We start from the raw sequence: 16,966 nt of genomic DNA, 5'->3' as shown, positions 1-16,966 counted from the left end.
AACCGGTCGTTACGTGGAAGGGTACGCCGATGCAGTTCCTGCTCATCGCCCACGACGGCGACGACGACCAGGCATTGAACCGGCGGATGCGAGCCCGGGACGAGCACATCGCCCTCGGCGACGCGATGGTCGCCAAAGGGCAGATGCTCTATGGCGGCGCCATCCTTGACGAGGCCGGAAACATGATCGGATCGGTCCTCGTCCTGGACTTCCCCGACCGTGCCGAGCTGGACGCATGGCTGAAGATCGAACCCTACGTGACCGGCGACGTGTGGCGCAGCATCGACGTGCAACCGTTCAGGGTCGGGCCGTCTTTCGTCGGACTACACCGCTGACCTGTCCATGACTGCAGCAATAAGGTAGCGGCCACGCGTCGCCATGACGCCCGGCGCGATTATCGCCGCCGCCCACCGGCCAAAGTTAGCAGCCGGCGACCCATACGCCGTGACCGCCGCCCGCCAGCCCATACCCGCGAACAGGCTCTCCGAGTCGTCACAGCCTGACTTCCACGGATGCCCGCTCGCAGCCATCTTGGTCCGCCACGCCTCCATACGCGGACTGTCCAATGATGTCTGTGTCACGTAGTCCGCCAGCAGACGACTACCCGACGCGGACATGCTTGTGATCGCCTTGAGGAGTTGGTCGCGCTCATGAGCGGACAGGAAGTACAGCAACCCCTCAACCAGCCACAACGCCGGCTGCACAGGTGAGAAGCCGGCGTCAAGGAGCGGTGTCGTCCAGTCTTCGAGGAGGTCAACCCCGATCGGTCGCAGGTCACAGCCGGGCTCGGCGCCTGATCCGTCGACCAGCGCACGCTTGAGATCCAGCAGCGCCGGGCGGTCCAGCTCGAAGACCACCGTCGCAGCCGGCCAGACCAACCGGTACGCCCGGGTGTCCATCCCAGCCGCTACGAACACGAACTGCCGCACGCCGCTGGCGGCAGCGCGGCCGATCGCCTCGTCGAAGAACCGGGTACGTACCGCGAGGGCCGGATCCTGGACCCCCTGCTGCACCTCGCCCTCGAACCCGCGCATGATCTGCGGACCCTGCTCGGTCGCAAGAAGCTCCGCCAACGGCTCCTCAAACAGCCGATCATCCCGGGCATGCTCCCTCGCCCGCATCGACGCCGTCCACAACGCCGTCCGCGCCAGCGGATCCAGGTCGGCACCCATCTACACAATGTAGCGACTCGGATACCGTTCACCTGCCAGACGGTGACGGTTCGCAGTCCCTAGGGCTAGCGTTGCCGACGTGCCGGGCATTCCTTCGGGCGAGGATTTGCCTCCGCAGGCCAGTACGGTACCGCGGGCGGCCTCTGCCAGGTCGCGGGCGAGCATTCCGATCGGGTCTGGAGTGGGCGGCGCTGTCATGTGGACGGCCAGGCCGGCGTCGGTCAGCATCGCGGCTAGATGTCGATGGTGGTGGTTTGCCGGCGCCCTCTGGGCAATCAACGCTGACCAGCATTCCACGAGCGCGGCTCGTTATCTCTCTCTTGGCGAACGCAGCGGTGCCGGCTGTCAGAACAGTTGATCGGGCGAGCTGGTTGGCGCGGCGCCGACGAGATCGCCCAGCCGAGGCGGATCGCCGCCCGTGCTGGCGGCGAGATGGACGAGCAGCCGGGCGGCCACGAGCGCATCGTAGGCGGCTCGGCGTGGGCGCAACCCTAGGGGCAGGTCCTCGTCCAGTCGCAGCGTCCGGACAAGCACACCGAGGCGGTAGCTGGCCTGGCGGGGTAGCCGGGCACGAGCCAGCCTGAGGGTGTCGATGACCGCGGCCGGTTGCCAGCTGGGCAACTCCCGGGCCAGCACATCGATGTCGATGCGCGCGTTGTGTGCGACGAGGACGGCGCCGTCGAGATATTCGCGGATATCCGCCTCGACAGCTGCGATGCCCGGCAGCTCGACGACATCCTGGTCGGTGATGCCGTGGACCTTGGTGGCCTGCCAGGTGATCGGACTAGGCGGGCGGACAAGCCAGCTCACCGGGTCGCCGATGACACCCGCATCGATCGGCACGACCGCCAGCTCCACCAGTCGCGGTGGCTGCTGGCCGTTGTCTTCCACATCGACGGCCACGAGCCGCGCGCTCGTCCACGCTGCCTCGTCATCCATGCCTCTCCTAATTAGTTAGGCCCGGGTCGGCTGGTAGGACGCTCGCGGGGGCGCACTATTGCCGACTCGGCGATGTCGAGAGCACGGAGGAGGAGTGTCAGTTTCCCTGCGCTCAGGGTGCCTGTGTCAAGGCCACACGTGGCGACGAGCGTATTGAGCTGGCTGACCTGTTGGTGGCAGGCGGCGGCGAGGCAGGTGGGGTGGGTCAATAGGTCGCGGGCGGCGTACCCGTCGTCAAGGGCGTGGAAGATCAGCTCCACGGCGATCTGCTCGGCGGCTGGATGACTGCTATCGAGCGCGTCTAGGAGGGTGAGGCCCAGCCGGGTGTGGAAGACGGTGAGTCCGGGCTTGGCGGGTCCGAGGGCGTGGTAGGCCGTCAGTGCCGTGTTCGTGTGGTCTCGGGTGTCGGACCCTGGCACCAGCAGGAGTAGGCAGGCGGTGACGGCGTTCTCCCACAGCTCGCCGGGTTGGGTGGCCTCCAGGATCGCGTGTGCCTGCTGGTGGCGGCCTGCTGCGGCGTGGGCGATGACGGTAATCTGCCTGCCGTCGAGCATGCGTGCGCCGACGCCTTTGTATTGGGTGAGGCGGTGGCCGGCTTCGTCCCATCGTCCGGCGCTTGCCAGGGCGTGGGCGCCAGTGCCGAGCAGGACGGTCCATAGCCAGGTTCGTGCTGTGGCGTAGGCGCCGGGTGCCTCGGTGAGGCGGGCGGCGGGGATGGTGAGGCCGTCGATCACGATGTCGGTGCGGCTGTCGATTGCCTGGAACAGGGCTTCCAGCAGGTCCCAGGCGGCGGGGCCGTCGCCTGCGCGGATGTGGAGGCGGGCGATGTTCACGACGGGTTCGAGTGCGTGCCGGGGATCGTGGTCGTGGTCGAGAGCAAGGTTGGCGAGCCGGTGGCACCAGGTGCGGGCCAGGTTGGGCATGCCGCAGTCCGATGCGAGGAGCGCGGCGAGGTTGAACACCCCGGTCGCCGAGGTGACATCGCCGCGCTCCCGGGCGAGGACGGCGCGTTCCTGGAGGTCGACGATGCGCTGGGTCAGGGGCGTGCAGACGGGTCGGCGCCGGGCGATCAGTGGGAACCTGCGGGTGACGGCCGGATTCATGAGTCGCCACCCGGGGCGAGCACAGTGAGGGTGGGATCGGGGCCGAAGACGATGGTCTTGGCGGCGATGGCGAGGGCCGCTTGATGCAGGCCGGGGATACTGCGCCGGTTCCAGGCAAAGATCACGTAGTGAGCGAGGGTTGCGCGGAGGCCGCGTTGCAGCCGTGCGGTCTGGTTGAGCCGGTTGAGGGTGTCGCCGGCGGCGGTGTAAGCCTCGAACCAGGTGCGAGCGCCGGCCAGCGGCGCCCCCTGGTTTGTAAGGCTGGCCGAGTCGACGTTCAGAAGCCGTTTCACCGAGTGCAGCAGGGTATCGACGAGCGCGGGCTCGGGCGGTTCTCGATGCTCGGCGACGCGAGCCCATACGTCGCCCTGCTCGTACCAGTCAAGGCCCGCGGCTCGCATCATCGCCGCAACGAGCATGATCGACAGCTCACGGTGGTGCGCGGGTGTCTGGCCGGTGACGGGGGTGAGCAGGTGGCGGCTGTCGTGGTGCCAGAGCCGGTGGGCTGCGTCCATGGCTGTGATGCCGCCGAAGGCGTGGATCTCGGGCTCGTAGATGCCGGGGACGGCGGCGCTGATGTGGCGGTCGTGGCACAGGCGGGCCAGCTGGCCGGTCAGGTAGTGGTCGGCCTCGGCGGTGCTGGAGCCGGGGAGATAGCGCAGCCGCCAGGTTTCTTTGCGGACGTAGAACCAGGCGGTGATGAGCTGGCGGGTTTCGGCTTCCGCCAAGATCGGTGCGAGATGAGTGATCGCTACTTGGTCGGCGGCATGGGGGTCCGGGAAGCCGATGGTGGTCTGCCGCCATTCGGGTGAGGTCATGAGCGGTCCCTGGAGTTCAGGCGAGGCCGAGGAAGGTGTCCCAGCACGTCGCCGAGGTACCAACGGTGGCGGTATGCAGGGCCAGCGCGGCACCGGCCGCGCCGTTCATCAACTCCGGATCACCGTGGGCTTGGGCGGCGAGCTGTGTGGCGAGTTCACGGGCTAGGCCGGGCAGCTCGGCGGCGAGTTGGACTGCGCGGTGCGGGTCGGTGCTGGCGGCGGCCATGCGGCATGCTGCCTGTAGGAGGCCGCCTTTGCCGTGGCAGAGGCCGATCTCGGGCAGCCGGGCGCGTTGGGTGGCGTCTTGCAGGTCGGCGAGCATCGCGTCTTCTGCGCGGCGCTGGCGGGCTTTGTCGTGTAGGGCGAGCCCGGCGAGTTGCTGGGCGCGGGCGATGCCGGGGGTGCCGTAGCACCAGGAGGGCCGGTGCCGCCGTGGGCTGGTGTCGGGGGTGACGTAGCCGGGCCACCATGGTCCGGCGGGGCCGTCTTGGCGGTGCTGGTCGGTCCAGTCGCAGAGGATGGCGAGCGCGTCCAAGGCTTCGGGAGTGGTGTGGCCGCGCAGTACGGCGTACGAGAGCAGGGCGATGACCGCGCTGATGCCGTGGGCCGCGCCGATGTTGCCGTGTCCGTGCGGGAAGTCCGGGTGGGGTGTGCCGCCGAGCCCGGACGATAGCCACCACGGCGGCTGGGCGCTGCCGTCGCCGAGCGGTTCGGTGAGGCGGTCGAGGTAGGTCACCACGCCGCGGCTGATCGGGTGGTCGGGGTGTGCGTGTAGGTGGTAGAGGCCGAGCCCGGTCAGTCCGTGTACGAGGTCGAACTCGTGCATCGTCAGCGGGTTGCGGCGGTCGATGCGGGCGTGGGCGGCGGCCAGTCGTTGGTGGGTGAGGGTGATCGTGGCGTCGTCCAGGGCGGCGAAGGCGCGGCGGTAGCCGCCCAGCGGGCGTGCCGTGTGCAGCACGAAGGCCAAGGCGGGGGCGCCGTGGAATGGGTCGATGGCCGGTCCGGTGCCGAACGGGTCGCCGGCCGCGACTCGTATCCAGGTGTTGGCGGTCGCCGGGTCGCCGTGCCCGGACACGGCGCGCTCGATGTGCAGCAGGGCGATACCAGCCGCACCCCCGGCAAGGGACTGCGGCCCGGTTCGCCCGTCGTCCGACGGGCGGACGACGCCGGGGTCGGCGAGCGTCGCGGAGATGGACGCGAGCTCGTCCAAGAGTTCGGGAGTGACGGTCGGGGTGGTCACGTGTTGCTCCTTGCTGTCCAGCTCAGCGCAGCGGCGCGGGCAAGATGCAGGCAGGCCCGTTCGCTGTCCAGGTCGAGTCCGGCCACGCGAACGTGGTGCAGGTGCAGCAGATCGGGCAGCAGCTCGACCGGCGGGACGGCGCTGACGGCGGGCAGGCTGTCGCGCCAGGCGGCCAGGACGCGGCGGCGTTCTTCCCAGCAGGTCAGCAGTTGCTCACCACCGGGGAGGGCTGCCAGCGCGCTGCGGTCATACGGGTTGGCCAGCTCGATGGCCTGGTCGTAGACGGCCCGCTGGGGCGCAGGCCGGTGCGTGCGCGTCCGAGCGATCAGCCACCGCAGCGCCGCATGAGGATCGCCGATGACTGACGTGACAAGGTCGACCATGCTGGCAGCGGTCACGGCCTGCCAGTCAGGTGCCCGGCGGCGCCCGGTGACGGCCAGTTGGGCGAGCACGGCTGCGGAGTCCGCCGCGAACACGACCGTGGTCGCCTCGTACGCGGCTGGGCTGCCGAACCGGCCGGGCTCGGGGAAGTCCGTGTCCCATTGGACCCGCCGGGTCAGGTCCGCGTCGGCCAGCTCCCGCGTCCAGTCGGTAATCGCATCGGCGGGCAGCCCGGTCGTGCGCAGCCGCAGGTGCGGCTGTGGATCGGCGTGGCGCAGGAACCACCACGTTCCCGCAGCGGGGAGCTTGCCGGCGAGCCGGGGCAGGTGGAGGTTCAGGATGCTGGTCTGCTCCTCGGGTCGCGCGTAGATCTTCACGTATTGGTGGCGGCTGCCTGGCAGGATGCCGTGGGCGCGAACATCAACCGGTGTGCTGGTGAGGCGTGGGGCCGGTGGCGTGGGGGTGGTGGCGGTCAACGGGATGACCACTTCGTGCGGGTGGCCGCCGATCCAGCCGTTGCCATCGGAGGCGGCGCGCAGAAGGGCACTGGGGTTGCGGGTCAGGTGGTCGCGCAGCAGCGCCCGGTGGGCGGCTTCGTCCAGGTCGAGGCCGAAGGTCTGATCGCCGATGCCGAGCGAGACGGCCGTGGGGCAGCCGGTGATGTCGAGCCAGCCGGTCAGCGCCTGGTCCCACTGTTCCCAGTTCGCTGTCCGGTCCGGCAGCTCGGCGGCGGTGAGCAGCCACCGCGCGGGGCTCAGGAGGGTGCGGCCATACCGTAGGCCGGGCAGGAATGGCATGCCCCGGCCCGCTGGCCCCCACTCGAACGGCGAGCACCCGGTAGCGAGGGCGGCGGGTGCCTCGGCGAGGAATCGGGCGAGGGGGTGGGCGTGCCGGATCGGTTCGACCGCGTTGACCGCGACAGGTTGCAGCGCACGCTGGCGTGAGATCGATACGAGATACAGGCGGTGGGTGTCGGCGGTGACCGCGATGTCGTCCAGTTCGATCGTGGCCGGGGACGGGGCGTGATATTCGCCGACTGGGATCAGATTGGGCAGCACCTGGGCGGCGCGGTTGATGTCCAAGCTGATGGTGTAGCGGGTGACCGCTGACAGCTGGGCGAGTAGCGCTTCGCTGCTGGCTGGCCGGGTGCCGGTGGCCCACGCGGCCATCCGCCGCCGATCGGACTCGTCGAACAGGTCCAGGAACCGGCCTGCGGTGGAGAAGGCTTGTGCGGACGCCCGCACGACCGACATGTGAAAGTTCCCGTCCGCCACCGCATTGAGCGAGGACGCGTGCACGCGCACGGTCAGCTCTGCGGTCGGCCGGACCTCGCTCGGCGCGGGACCGGCGAGACTGTCGAGCAGGGTGTCGTCCAGAATGATCTCGTGTTCGCGGCGTAGGGCGGCGCGCTGGGCCAAAGCGAGTAAACCCCGGTCCCGGTCGGTCACTGTGGACGAAGCCGCCGGCGGCTCGCCGGTGAAACCGTCTGGGTAGCCGAGACCGACCTGGGCATCGATCGCGTCCAGGATTGGTACGAGGGCGTGGAGGCCATACCGGTTGAGGAACCGGGCGTGCCAGTCCAACCAACCGGCCTTGGTGGGCCGGACGAGGCGGGTTAGTGCGGCGGCGGCCCGGCGGGCCTCGGCCGTCACCGTCGCTGGCAGTACCAGATCACAGTCCAGGCGCAGATCCACGCCGACCGCTGGCCTGGCGGCGGTCACAGCGGCGGCGGCCTCGCTCAGGTCGCGGCGGTGGGAGCGAGATGTGGCCAAGTCCGGCGTACTGTCGTGGCGGATCTTCAGGTCACGAACACGGCGCAGGCGTGCTAGCGGCTCGCCCACCTTGCCGCCCTCCGCTTCGGCGGCCTCAATCTGATCTACAACGTGGGTGAGCGGGTCGGTCGCGGTGGACGGTGGGCGCAGGCTGGTGACCAGCAGCCGCTGCGACACGAGTTGGCCGACCAGCCGCTCGGCACCCTCCTGGGGTGCCCCGCACTCGGCGGTGAGCTTGCCGGTGAGGTCGGTCCAGAGGATTGGCTCGGCGGCCGACGCCAGCGCCGCGCGGATCATGTTGTTGGCCTTGATCCGCAGATGCACCGGCCCGCCTCGAAAGTCCGTGGCGGCGCGGTATTCCAGCACCACCCGATCGCCGCGCTGCATCACCAGGCCGTTGGCGCGCACCATCAGATGTGGCCGAAGCCGCGGGTCGGCTTCCAGGTCGTCGAGGACGGCGGCGAGCCAGGGCGCTTGAAGACGGGCGACCGGGCGGTGGGTGATACCAAGCCGAACGCTGCCCGAACGGCTCGCGGTGGCGGGGGCGATACCCGCGAACAGCCCGTACGGTGTGGCGCGGGTGGCGGCGCGTAGCAGGTACCGCATGACCGCGACCACCACGCGGCGGGTGTCCGCCTGCGCCGCAGCGCCGTTGATCGCGGCGCTTACCCGCCGGGCCAGATCCGGCGTCGCGTATTCAATGGCATCGGCGAACCCGGGAAGCTGCAACGTTTCGCGCAGCCACGGCCGCCAGGTGGCCGCCGCATGCGGGCCGGTGAGGTCAGGCCATCGGCCGAGCTGGTCCAGGCGTAAGAGCGCCGCCCTGACCATCAATGCGTCGTCGATGCTCCGATACACACCGGCCTCCCCAAGGGATGTGATCGACCGTTGGTGGCGGCGAGTGCCCGGCCCGATGCGCTCGTCACCCCTGAGCCGGGCACTCACTCTGACTGCTTCTACGGCCCGCGTTTGCGGCGCGCCCTGTGATGCCGGGCTACCATTCGCGCGGGCCGCCGATGGATGCGCTGCTAGGTCAGCAACTCGTGCAGGCCGACTGGCAGGTGGTGCCGCAGTTGTCCTCGGTCATCTTGATGATGTGCTCGACGGTGCCGCCGGCCTCGATGAACTCGATGTCCAGATCGAAGTCGTCGAGGACACCGCCTTCGACGTCGGACCCAGCGGTGGCGAGTTGGGTCATGGAGACCTCCCGTGAGATGGGGATAATGGGTTCCCCGGCGCTCTCGCCGGTGTGACCGGGGAGCGGGTGAGCGCCGAAGTCTTCAGGGCCAGGCGACGGCGAGGACGCCGTGTCGCTTGGTGGCGTGCCACCCGAGCAGGTGGCCGGTGTCGGCGGTGTTCGGGTAGTAGGTGATGTGCGCGGCGCCGCGCCGGAAGTAGCTGTTCGCCCAGTTGCGGATCATGCTGAGCAGTTCGCTGCCGATCTGCTCCGCTTCCGGGCCGTGGGCCACGACGCCGGTCTCGTAGCCGCTAGCGGTCTGCGCGTTCTCCCGCTTGATGCGGTACGCGAAGCTGCCGCCACGCACGAGCGCCGGGGTGCCATTACGGACCGTGCGGTTGACCACACCCTGATCGACCGCGGCTTGCGCCGCGTACAGCATCGGCAGCTCCGGCCCGCTCGTCAACAGGAACAGCTCCAGCTCGTCCGGCATGTCGAACGGGGTTCCTGACCAGCTCACGACTGGCGGGCTATTGAGTGCCTTGCGCAGCGCCGGTACGTCGAAGGCGGCTGTGCTTTGCTGATCGAGGCGTAGGCCGATGTTGGGGGTGACAGCGATGAGCTGCTCGGTGGCGGCGCCACCGCCCTGCATCGGCACGAAGGAGCCAAGCCGGTAGTTGCTGGCCGTCAGCGCTAGGCTGCCTGGACTGCGATCGAACGCGATCAGCCGAGTGATTCCGGCGAAGCGCAGCGGAACGACGATCCGGCCGGTCGGCGTGAGCTGATCGAGCCACGCAGGGGGGATGTCCCACGCGCCGACCGTGACGATGATCCGGTCGTACGGGGCATGCTGCGGTACGCCGTGCTCGGCGTCAGCGAGCACCACATTGACCTGCTCGTAACCCGCCCGGCTCAGGCCCACGCGGGCGCGGTCGACGATGTCGGCGTCAATGTCGACGGTGGTGGCCGAACCGGTTGGGCCGACTAGCTCCGCGATCAGGGCAGCGTTGTATCCACCCGAACCGATCTCCAGCACGCTCATCCCGGGTAGCACGCCGGCCTGTTCGAGCTGAATGGCCTGGATGTGCGAGGCGGACACGACGCTGGTCTGACGCCCCGCGGCGTCAATTTTGGGAACCAAGGTGGTGTCTGTCTGGTACACCTTCTCCAGCGGCTCGCCGGGCGCGAACGCGTGCCGGGGCACAGCATTCATGGCTGCGGCGACGCTGTCGGTGGTGATCAGGCCCTCGTCGCGCAGTACGGCCACCATCGCCTGACGCAGAGCGCCTGCATCGTCAATTTGTAGTGTCAAAGTAATCCCTTTGGTAATAGTTTCCGGTTGTACGGTCCTACTGAGCGGTGCGGACGCCACCGTTCATGGATCCATGCGGTTTCCTTGGTGCATGGAGTTTCGCGTTGCGTGTCCGCTGCGGTGACTCGTCGACATCGCTCTCATTCGGCTGGGTACAGGGGCGCCCATAGAACTCAGCGCAGCCTCGGCACATGCCGTGCTCTTCGACGTTGTGAACGAGCACCGTCGCTTCGCCGCGATCGACGTCCTTACCGGCGAAGGCCAAGCTTCCGCCGTGGCCACGCTGGTGCCGGTAGGTGTCAGCTGCCTGGGCTGACCGTCGTGGACTGGGTCGTAAAGGCGGATGTCGTTATCGTCTTCTCCAGGAAACGCTTCCGATACGGGGCGGCGTCGGCCAATCTTCAAACCCAAGTCGACATTCTCGTCGGCGGCGGCCGGGGTTGCGGTGTCCATCCGCTGTCCTCCCATCGTGGGCATGCTGGCCCGCAAGGTTAGGGCCAGGAGATCACTACCCTGGTGTGTCGTTTGTTGATCACCAGCGCGCGAGATGTGGGAAGGCGGTCGTCCGGTGTCGCCGCCGGAAACACGGTGACGCGGGCTCCGGCGCCGGCGCGGTGCTGTCGGTCCCAGACCCGGATCTGTTCGACCAGCTGCTGGGCCAGGGCTTCGCCGTCGGGGCCGTGGCCGTAGGCGCCGTGCTCAAATATGGTCCGCTGCTGGTCGACTGGTTGGGGCCTGCTGCGGTACGCCAACGAGCGACCCTGGACCATGGCCGGGGTGGACAGGTGCCAGGTGGGGGTGACCAGTCCGGCGTCGACGGCGTCGCGGGTGGCGGTGAGCAGGCAGAAGCCGGTCAGGGTGGCCATCAGCCACAGGTCCAGGTCGCTGAACGCCTCCCCACGGCCGACAGTGACCTGCGACCACACCTCCGCGCGCGGGCCGTCCAACGCGGTCGCCATCGCCGCCGCGTTGACCTCCAAGTCGCTGTCGACCCGCAGGGCCACATCCTTGCCGTGCAACGCGATCCGCCGTTCATCGACCGCGCCGGCGCCCTGCATGGCGACGAACCCGCACTCCAGCACGCTCGAGGCCGTCAGCTGGTCCTGCTCAGGCACCAGCGCGAGCGAGCGGGTGATACCCCGCATCCGCAGCGGCACCACGAGCCTGCCACCGTCGGCGAGCTGATCCCACCAGGCCGGCGGCAGGTCCCACGCCCCGACCGTCACCACGATCACATCGAACGGCGCGGCGTCAGGTGCCCCGAACTCGCCGTCGGCGCACACCACCCGCACCTGCGCGTAGCCGGCCGCCACGAGGCAACGTATGGCCCGGTCGGTCACCTCTGGGTCGATGTCCAACGTGGTCACCTGCCCGTGCGGGCCGACCAGTTCGGCCAGGAGGGCGGCGTTGTAGCCGCCCGAGCCGATCTCCAACACCCGATCACCTGGCCGGACCCCGGCCTGCTCCAGCATCATCGCCACGATCGCCGGCGCCGACACCGAGCTGACCGCCACGCCATTTGGATCGCGTTCGAGGACCACCGCGTCGTCCGGCGCGTACGCCTGCTCCAAGGCGGCGCCGGGCGTGAACAGGTGACGGGGCACGGCCCGAAACGCTCGTGCTCCTGCCTCGCTGCGGATGAGGCCGCAGGCTTGGAGCTGGTCGACGAGGGCGGCGCGGAGCCGATCAGCGGCGCCGAATTCGTTCTTTTCAGTCACGTTAGTGTCCATTTGCCGGAGTGTAGGTAGGAACGGGCACCCGAAGTGTTCAACGGCGTGTTGCGCTCGTCCGAGGTCAGGTCCGAGACGAGACGGCGACGCGGCGGACGCCGACCAGGTCGGGACGGGTCAGGCCGCTGGTACGCCGGGGCAGTCGACGGGCCTGGGCGAACGCGGCAGTGGCGGCCTCCCACCACAGGCACGCGCCCGGGATGTCGCATGTGCGGCATCGTCCGGTGGCCGTCAGCGTGATGTGCTCGTCGAGCGCCTGCTGCGCGGCAGCCGTCTGGACGCGTTCGCTGGCGTACACGGTCACCAGGCCACCTCCTCCCTGTGTCCGCGTGCCGTGAGTGGTGCCTGTCCGCCGCCTCGCCTGCGCTCGGCAGCGACGGCGGACAGGAGCTTGCGTCTAATCGCGACTCCCGCTCAGGTGGTCCCAGGCGGCGGTCAGGACCGTGCGAGCGAGGTCCTCCCGAACCTCGGGTGGAATGTGGAGCTGGTGCTGGTCGGCGAACGCAGCCACCGCGCTAGCGGCGACCGTGACCGCCACATCCGAGACCTGACCCGAGTGCCAGCCGGCCGTCGGCGAGGGTGTGCTCATCACAGGCCTTCCTTGATGTGGTTGAGCAGGGCGATCGAGTCCATCGGACTATCGGCGACCTCCATCGCGAGATGGTTGAACGCCTTGCTGTACTCCTCCGCACCCTCGGTCTCGACCAGCAGCGCCCCGCCCAGGTACTCGACGAACACCACCTCCGGGTACGGCTGCGGCATCCGATAGACGGTGAACCCGCCGTATAGGCCCGGGTGCGCGGACGCCTTCTCCGGCACCACCTGCAAGTCGATGGTCGGATGCGTCCGAAGCAGGCTGACCAGGTGCTCCAGTTGGGCCTTCAATGCCGCCCGGCCCGCGACCGGCCGGCGCAACACCGCCTCGTCCACCACCATCCGCAGCCGCGGCCCCTCCCGGCCGGTCAACGCCTTGGCCCGGACACTGATGTCGTGGGCGCGTTTGCTGCGCTCGCCGGGCGATGGCGGCCTGTGCGGACGCACACACGCCATCACCTCGTCCAGATAGGCGGCGGTCTGCACCACCTCCGGCAACACGGTCGGGCTGTAGAAGCAGATCTCCTCGGCCCGGTCATGGATCCACCACCGATCCGGCATCGGCCCCAGCTTGGCCTCCGGCTCCAGACCGTCCTGGTACCAGTGGTTTGCCCGGCCGGCGTTCGCACTCAACGCGACCAGCGCTTCGCGTTCGCGGTCGTCGTAGACCCCGTACATGTCCAACAGGGCGGCCACGTGGTCGCGGCGGAACGGCCACTCCGCTCGCTCGTAACGAGCGAGCGTCGAGAACTCCACACCCAGGTAGCCGGCCACATACTTGAGCGTCAGCCCGCGATCGTCGCGAAGCTTACGCATCCGCTGCCCCAGGAACTGCGCCCGGATGGTCTGCACGAACTCAGACCGTTTCGTCGGCATGTCAATTCACCCTTCTGAACTATGAGGAGACGATCGAGGTATCGAGGTCGACCGCAGCTTTTCGCAACTGGTCGAACACACGTAGATGGCTGGTGGCGTAGCCGTTCTCCAGGAACAGGCGTCCGCCGAGGTACTCGACGTGCACGACGAACGGCGGATTCGGCGGACGCAGGCCGAACACCGTGAATCCGCCCGGCGACTGCGCGGTGCCGGCTTTGGCCGGCCGGACATCTATCTGTACGTGGGGCAGGTCCGCCATCCTGGCCAGGTGCTGGAGCTGACCGGACCAAACCGCAGGGTCGCCGACCGGGTGGCGCAACACGCACTCGTCCAAGACGAACTCCGAAACCATCTGCTCCCGCCGTCTACACAAAATCTGTTGGCGCTGGGCCGCCAACTCCATCCGCGCATTGACCTGCTCCGGCAACACGGATCGGCCCAGCGTCGTGCGAGCGAAATGCTCGGCGTACTCGGCCGTCTGGAGCAGATCCGGAATTAGAGCAGGGCTGTAGCAGCGGATCTCGCTGGCCTCGAACTCCAACCACAGCAAATCCGCGAACGACTCGTCGGGAACCGCTCCGTCGAAGTCCACCTCGGACCGGGAGGGCCACGCCGCTTCCGCCAAGCGCAGCAGCCCGTCGCGCCCCGCGTCGTGCTCCCGGTAAACATCCAGCAATGCGACCATCTGCTCGCGAGCCGGAACCCATTCACCGCGCTCCAACCGTCGGACCGGGCCTACGTCCACACCCAGGAACACGGCTACGGACTTGATCGTCAGACCGCTCCGGTCACGCAGATCACGCATCAGCCGCCCCAGCAGGAGCGCCCGAAAAGACAACTGATCTCTACTCGCCATGGCGGGTTCCGACCAATATGGACAGACGGCGAGCGTAGGGTGGGTGTGCCGTCGCCGGAACGGACGGCGGCACACCCACCCAGGGGAAGCCGAACGCTAGATGCTGCGGGAGGCCCAACGCCCAGTTCCCTCCGAGTCGCACGAGTCTGGTCCGCGCCCACCGGGACACAAGGTCGGCCAGCGGGCTGCGTTGTTGGACACGCCTCGTTCTGTCCTTGCGTGAAGAGACAAGATCACGAGCGCCTCCCATCGCAACGCACTTGGCGTCCGCTCTAGTACCGACCTAGCCCGCCTGGGGCGGACGCCTAAAGACTGTCGGATACTGAGTGGCCATCTCCACCACCTGTCGCTGCCATTGGGCTGCCGGCAATCTGTCATCGTCCTGCCATTTACGTTGATGTCCACGCTGGTGTCGCGCTGCCACGTCGTATTGCCTTACCGTGATTTCGTGGCCATGTCACATCACATGACGCTTCTCCAGCGACTCATTCGCGAAAGCCCGCGAACGGTCGAGGAGACCTGCAGAGCGTACGAACAGACCGCCCGCGAGATGGGCGAACAGGCCACTCTTTCCCCGCGACAGCTCGCACGCTGGGCAAGGGGCGATGTAGGCATGGCCCGTCCGGTCTCCCAGCGTGTCGCGGAAAGGTTCTGGGGTTACAGCTTCGGTCGACTGGTCGGGCCAGCGCACATCGACGACACCGAGCCCACCGACGCCGGAGGATCCCAGGAGGTGCCGTCAGTACGCCATCGACCCGTCCACCAGCCGGGCCACTCATCGGGCCCAATATCGATTGTCGAGTTCGTCATCCGAACCGGGCAAGACTCACGGGATCACGCAGCGAGCGCGGCCGCTGGAGGAGTCGCCGGCGCCACGCTTGAGCAACTCCATGCCGAGGTGCGCCGGCTCGCGCACGCATACGCGTCGACGGCACCACTTGTGCTGCTCTCCGAGCTCATACGTACTCGCGACCTGACGTACGAGCTACTCGACCAGACCGGCCGACCAGCGCAGCTCGCGGAGCTGTACCTTGTCGCGGGGCAGGTATGCGGCCTTGCGGCGACAACAGCGTTCGATCTCGGATACAGAGACGTGGCCGAAGACCACGGCCGCGCAGCCTGGACCTACGCCGAAATGCTGGACCACCGGGCACTGTGTGCCTATGCCCGCGGTGTGCAGGCAACGATCGCATTCTGGTCGGGCCGTCCGCGCGAGGGACTGCGTTACGTCAACTCCGGTCTTCCCTACGCGGTCGGCCCTGCGGCGGTACGTCTGCACGCGATCGGCGCCCGCGCGTCAGCGCTTGTTGAGGGCGGTGCAGACAAGGCGCGAGAGGCACTGCGACTAGCCACCGAGATCGCTGACTGCAACGGGCCCGGCGATGAGATGACCGACGAGATCGGCGGTGAATTCGCGTTTGGCCGGCCCCGCTTTGCCCTTTGCGCCGGGGCAGTGCAGGTCACTCTTGGCGACGGGCAAGGCGGCGCTCGCTCCGCAGGCGAGGCGCTCGACCTGTACCGACACCTCGCAGCGGATGAGAGGCGTTGGGCTGTCGAGTACGGCGCGTGGATGGACCTCGCCACCGCACGAATCCTGCAAGACGATCTCGAAGGTGCCGCTGAAGCGCTTACGCCCGCGCTCGCCCTCGACCAGCAACGACGTACCGCGCGCCTGGCGCAACGTCTCGTAACCTTGCGCGCGTCGGTTGGACAGGCGCGCTATCGCGACTCGCCGACAGCACGACATGTCGCCGATGCCATAGACGACTTCACGTCGGGTTCCCTGGTCCACTCTCGTCAGCTGGCTCTTACCGCTGGTTCCTGAGGAACTCGTCCCAGGCAGCGAGTAGGGCAGTCTCGCGTTCTGGGTCAAGCCCGTGCATCGACTGCCGAGCGAGCTCGACCGGTTGTCCGCCAGCGGCCATCCAGGACCAAGTGTCTGACACGGTCTGTCGCAGCGGGCGGCAGGACAGCCCTGCTTCCCCCGCCCTTCCGGTGTCGATCGCCCAGGTACCCGGCGCGGTACGCCATAGTGGCAACTCAACCCATTCGCGGACGCCGTGGGTCTGAAGCCATTTGTCGTCCACCCATGTCACCGTGCCACGGTCACCGGTCGCGGTGAGGCAGGCGGTCAGGAAGTCGCCGAAAGTGTCTCGACCTGGTGGACCAGCAACGTTGAACACGCCAGGAACACCGTTCTCGGCAAGCTTCACGATGAACGCGGCCAAGTCGCGAACGTCGACCGGGCGGATCGGACGATGCGGCGAACCTGGTGCCACGATGCGTCCACCACGGACGGCTCGCCGCAGCCACCACGTCAACCGGCCACCGTACTCGTACGGACCGAGAATCACGCCAGGCCGCACGATCGTCGCCCGCTCGACACCAACCTCGCGCCGAACGGCGGCTTCCGCCCCCGCCTTCAACGGACCGTAGACGCCAGTACCCCATGCCCAGTCATCCGGATTCGCGTCAGGCGCGGCATCATGCAGCGTGGACTCCTCGCTGACCGCCACTGCCGGCCAGTCGCGATAGGCACTCACGGTCGACACGAACATGTACTGCCCGACCACCGTCGCCAGATGCCGAGCGGCATCACGGACCTGCGCCGGGACGACCCCCGGCACATCGATGGCCGCGTCCCAGGGCCCAGCGCCTGCCAACCGCCGCAGGTCACTCTCCCGCTCGCGATCTCCACGCACATGTCGAACGCTTGCCGGCAGCTCGACAGGGGTACGACCCCGGTTGAACACCGTCACCTCGTGACCGGCGCCGTTCGCCGCCGCCACGATCGCGCGGCCGACAAACCACCCACCGCCAATCACGAGAAGGCGCATGGCCTTTAGCCTAGCGAAGGAAGGTTGGTGTCCGCCGCACCGCACGCCCAGACCCGTCCGCAAGTCCGGGTCGGACACTGGCGAACGAACGCGATCGGGACTGTCAAGATAACGGTGTAACTGGATCTTGCTAACTGTCTACTTGCGACCGGCGGACAG

At 68.3% G+C, this 16,966-nt stretch carries 16 protein-coding genes; 2 read left to right on the top strand and 14 right to left on the bottom strand.

The genetic code is table 11. From position 1 onward, the window contains the following. The first annotated feature begins 29 nt into the window (after window positions 1–29). Entirely contained in the window at window positions 30–335 is a 306-nt protein-coding gene (locus tag V6V89_RS28385; protein ID WP_334622523.1) for a YciI family protein, read from the top strand. Here the strand turns inward: V6V89_RS28385 and V6V89_RS28380 are convergent. From V6V89_RS28380 to V6V89_RS28320, 13 genes are all read right to left on the bottom strand, one after another. Then, the gene (locus tag V6V89_RS28380; protein ID WP_334622522.1) at window positions 324–1,172 is read right to left on the bottom strand and encodes an SAM-dependent methyltransferase; all 849 of its coding nucleotides are present in this window, start codon (window positions 1,170–1,172) and stop codon (window positions 324–326) included. The genes V6V89_RS28385 and V6V89_RS28380 overlap by 12 nt on opposite strands. Before the next feature lie 345 nt (window positions 1,173–1,517). Continuing rightward, on the bottom strand, window positions 1,518–2,075 hold the full coding sequence (locus V6V89_RS28375; protein WP_334622521.1) for a 3'-5' exonuclease: 558 nt from the start codon (window positions 2,073–2,075) through the stop codon (window positions 1,518–1,520). A 47-nt stretch (window positions 2,076–2,122) separates the two neighbouring features. Beyond that, window positions 2,123–3,214 (bottom strand): hypothetical protein, encoded by a 1,092-nt coding sequence (locus tag V6V89_RS28370; protein ID WP_334622520.1) that lies wholly within the window; start codon window positions 3,212–3,214, stop codon window positions 2,123–2,125. Beyond that, window positions 3,211–4,032 carry a thiopeptide-type bacteriocin biosynthesis protein gene (locus V6V89_RS28365; protein WP_334622519.1) on the bottom strand — a complete coding sequence of 274 codons (822 nt, stop codon included), beginning with the start codon at window positions 4,030–4,032 and terminating at the stop codon, window positions 3,211–3,213. The genes V6V89_RS28370 and V6V89_RS28365 overlap by 4 nt, the downstream gene beginning before the upstream one ends. A 16-nt stretch (window positions 4,033–4,048) precedes the next feature. After that, complete coding sequence (locus V6V89_RS28360; protein ID WP_334622518.1) at window positions 4,049–5,272, bottom strand: lanthionine synthetase C family protein; 1,224 nt, start codon at window positions 5,270–5,272, stop codon at window positions 4,049–4,051. Beyond that, window positions 5,269–8,283, bottom strand: a complete 3,015-nt coding sequence (locus V6V89_RS28355; RefSeq protein WP_334622517.1) for a lantibiotic dehydratase — start codon at window positions 8,281–8,283, stop codon at window positions 5,269–5,271. Before V6V89_RS28355 ends, V6V89_RS28360 begins: the two co-directional genes overlap by 4 nt. Before the next feature lie 175 nt (window positions 8,284–8,458). Continuing rightward, window positions 8,459–8,623 (bottom strand): FxLD family lanthipeptide, encoded by a 165-nt coding sequence (locus V6V89_RS28350; protein WP_334622516.1) that lies wholly within the window; start codon window positions 8,621–8,623, stop codon window positions 8,459–8,461. A gap of 82 nt (window positions 8,624–8,705) precedes the next feature. Beyond that, a complete protein-coding gene (fxlM, locus tag V6V89_RS28345; protein ID WP_334622515.1) occupies window positions 8,706–9,974 on the bottom strand; it encodes a methyltransferase, FxLD system in 1,269 nt (422 codons plus the stop codon). 431 nt (window positions 9,975–10,405) lie between these two features. Further along, the gene (gene fxlM / locus V6V89_RS28340) at window positions 10,406–11,644 is read right to left on the bottom strand and encodes a methyltransferase, FxLD system (RefSeq protein ID WP_334622514.1); all 1,239 of its coding nucleotides are present in this window, start codon (window positions 11,642–11,644) and stop codon (window positions 10,406–10,408) included. Window positions 11,645–11,708: 64 nt separating this feature from the next. Then, window positions 11,709–11,948, bottom strand: coding sequence for a hypothetical protein (locus tag V6V89_RS28335; RefSeq protein ID WP_334622513.1), 240 nt, complete (start codon window positions 11,946–11,948; stop codon window positions 11,709–11,711). Window positions 11,949–12,041: 93 nt separating this feature from the next. After that, entirely contained in the window at window positions 12,042–12,233 is a 192-nt protein-coding gene (locus tag V6V89_RS28330; RefSeq protein WP_334622512.1) for a hypothetical protein, read from the bottom strand. Beyond that, entirely contained in the window at window positions 12,233–13,114 is an 882-nt protein-coding gene (locus V6V89_RS28325) for a helix-turn-helix domain-containing protein (protein WP_334622510.1), read from the bottom strand. The genes V6V89_RS28330 and V6V89_RS28325 overlap by 1 nt, the downstream gene beginning before the upstream one ends. A gap of 19 nt (window positions 13,115–13,133) precedes the next feature. Next, window positions 13,134–13,970 carry a helix-turn-helix domain-containing protein gene (locus V6V89_RS28320; RefSeq protein ID WP_334622509.1) on the bottom strand — a complete coding sequence of 279 codons (837 nt, stop codon included), beginning with the start codon at window positions 13,968–13,970 and terminating at the stop codon, window positions 13,134–13,136. A gap of 397 nt (window positions 13,971–14,367) precedes the next feature. On the opposite strand from V6V89_RS28320, the gene V6V89_RS28315 reads away from it, so the two are divergent. Then, a complete protein-coding gene (locus tag V6V89_RS28315) occupies window positions 14,368–15,795 on the top strand; it encodes a hypothetical protein (protein WP_334622508.1) in 1,428 nt (475 codons plus the stop codon). On the opposite strand, the gene V6V89_RS28310 is transcribed toward V6V89_RS28315, so the two are convergent. Next, window positions 15,779–16,807, bottom strand: a complete 1,029-nt coding sequence (locus tag V6V89_RS28310) for an NAD-dependent epimerase/dehydratase family protein (RefSeq protein WP_334622507.1) — start codon at window positions 16,805–16,807, stop codon at window positions 15,779–15,781. The genes V6V89_RS28315 and V6V89_RS28310 overlap by 17 nt on opposite strands. Window positions 16,808–16,966: the final 159 nt, after the last annotated feature.

This window comes from Micromonospora sp. CPCC 206061 (assembly GCF_036906915.1).
GTDB lineage: Bacteria > Actinomycetota > Actinomycetes > Mycobacteriales > Micromonosporaceae > Phytohabitans.
This window is presented reverse-complemented; position numbering and strand designations above follow the sequence as displayed.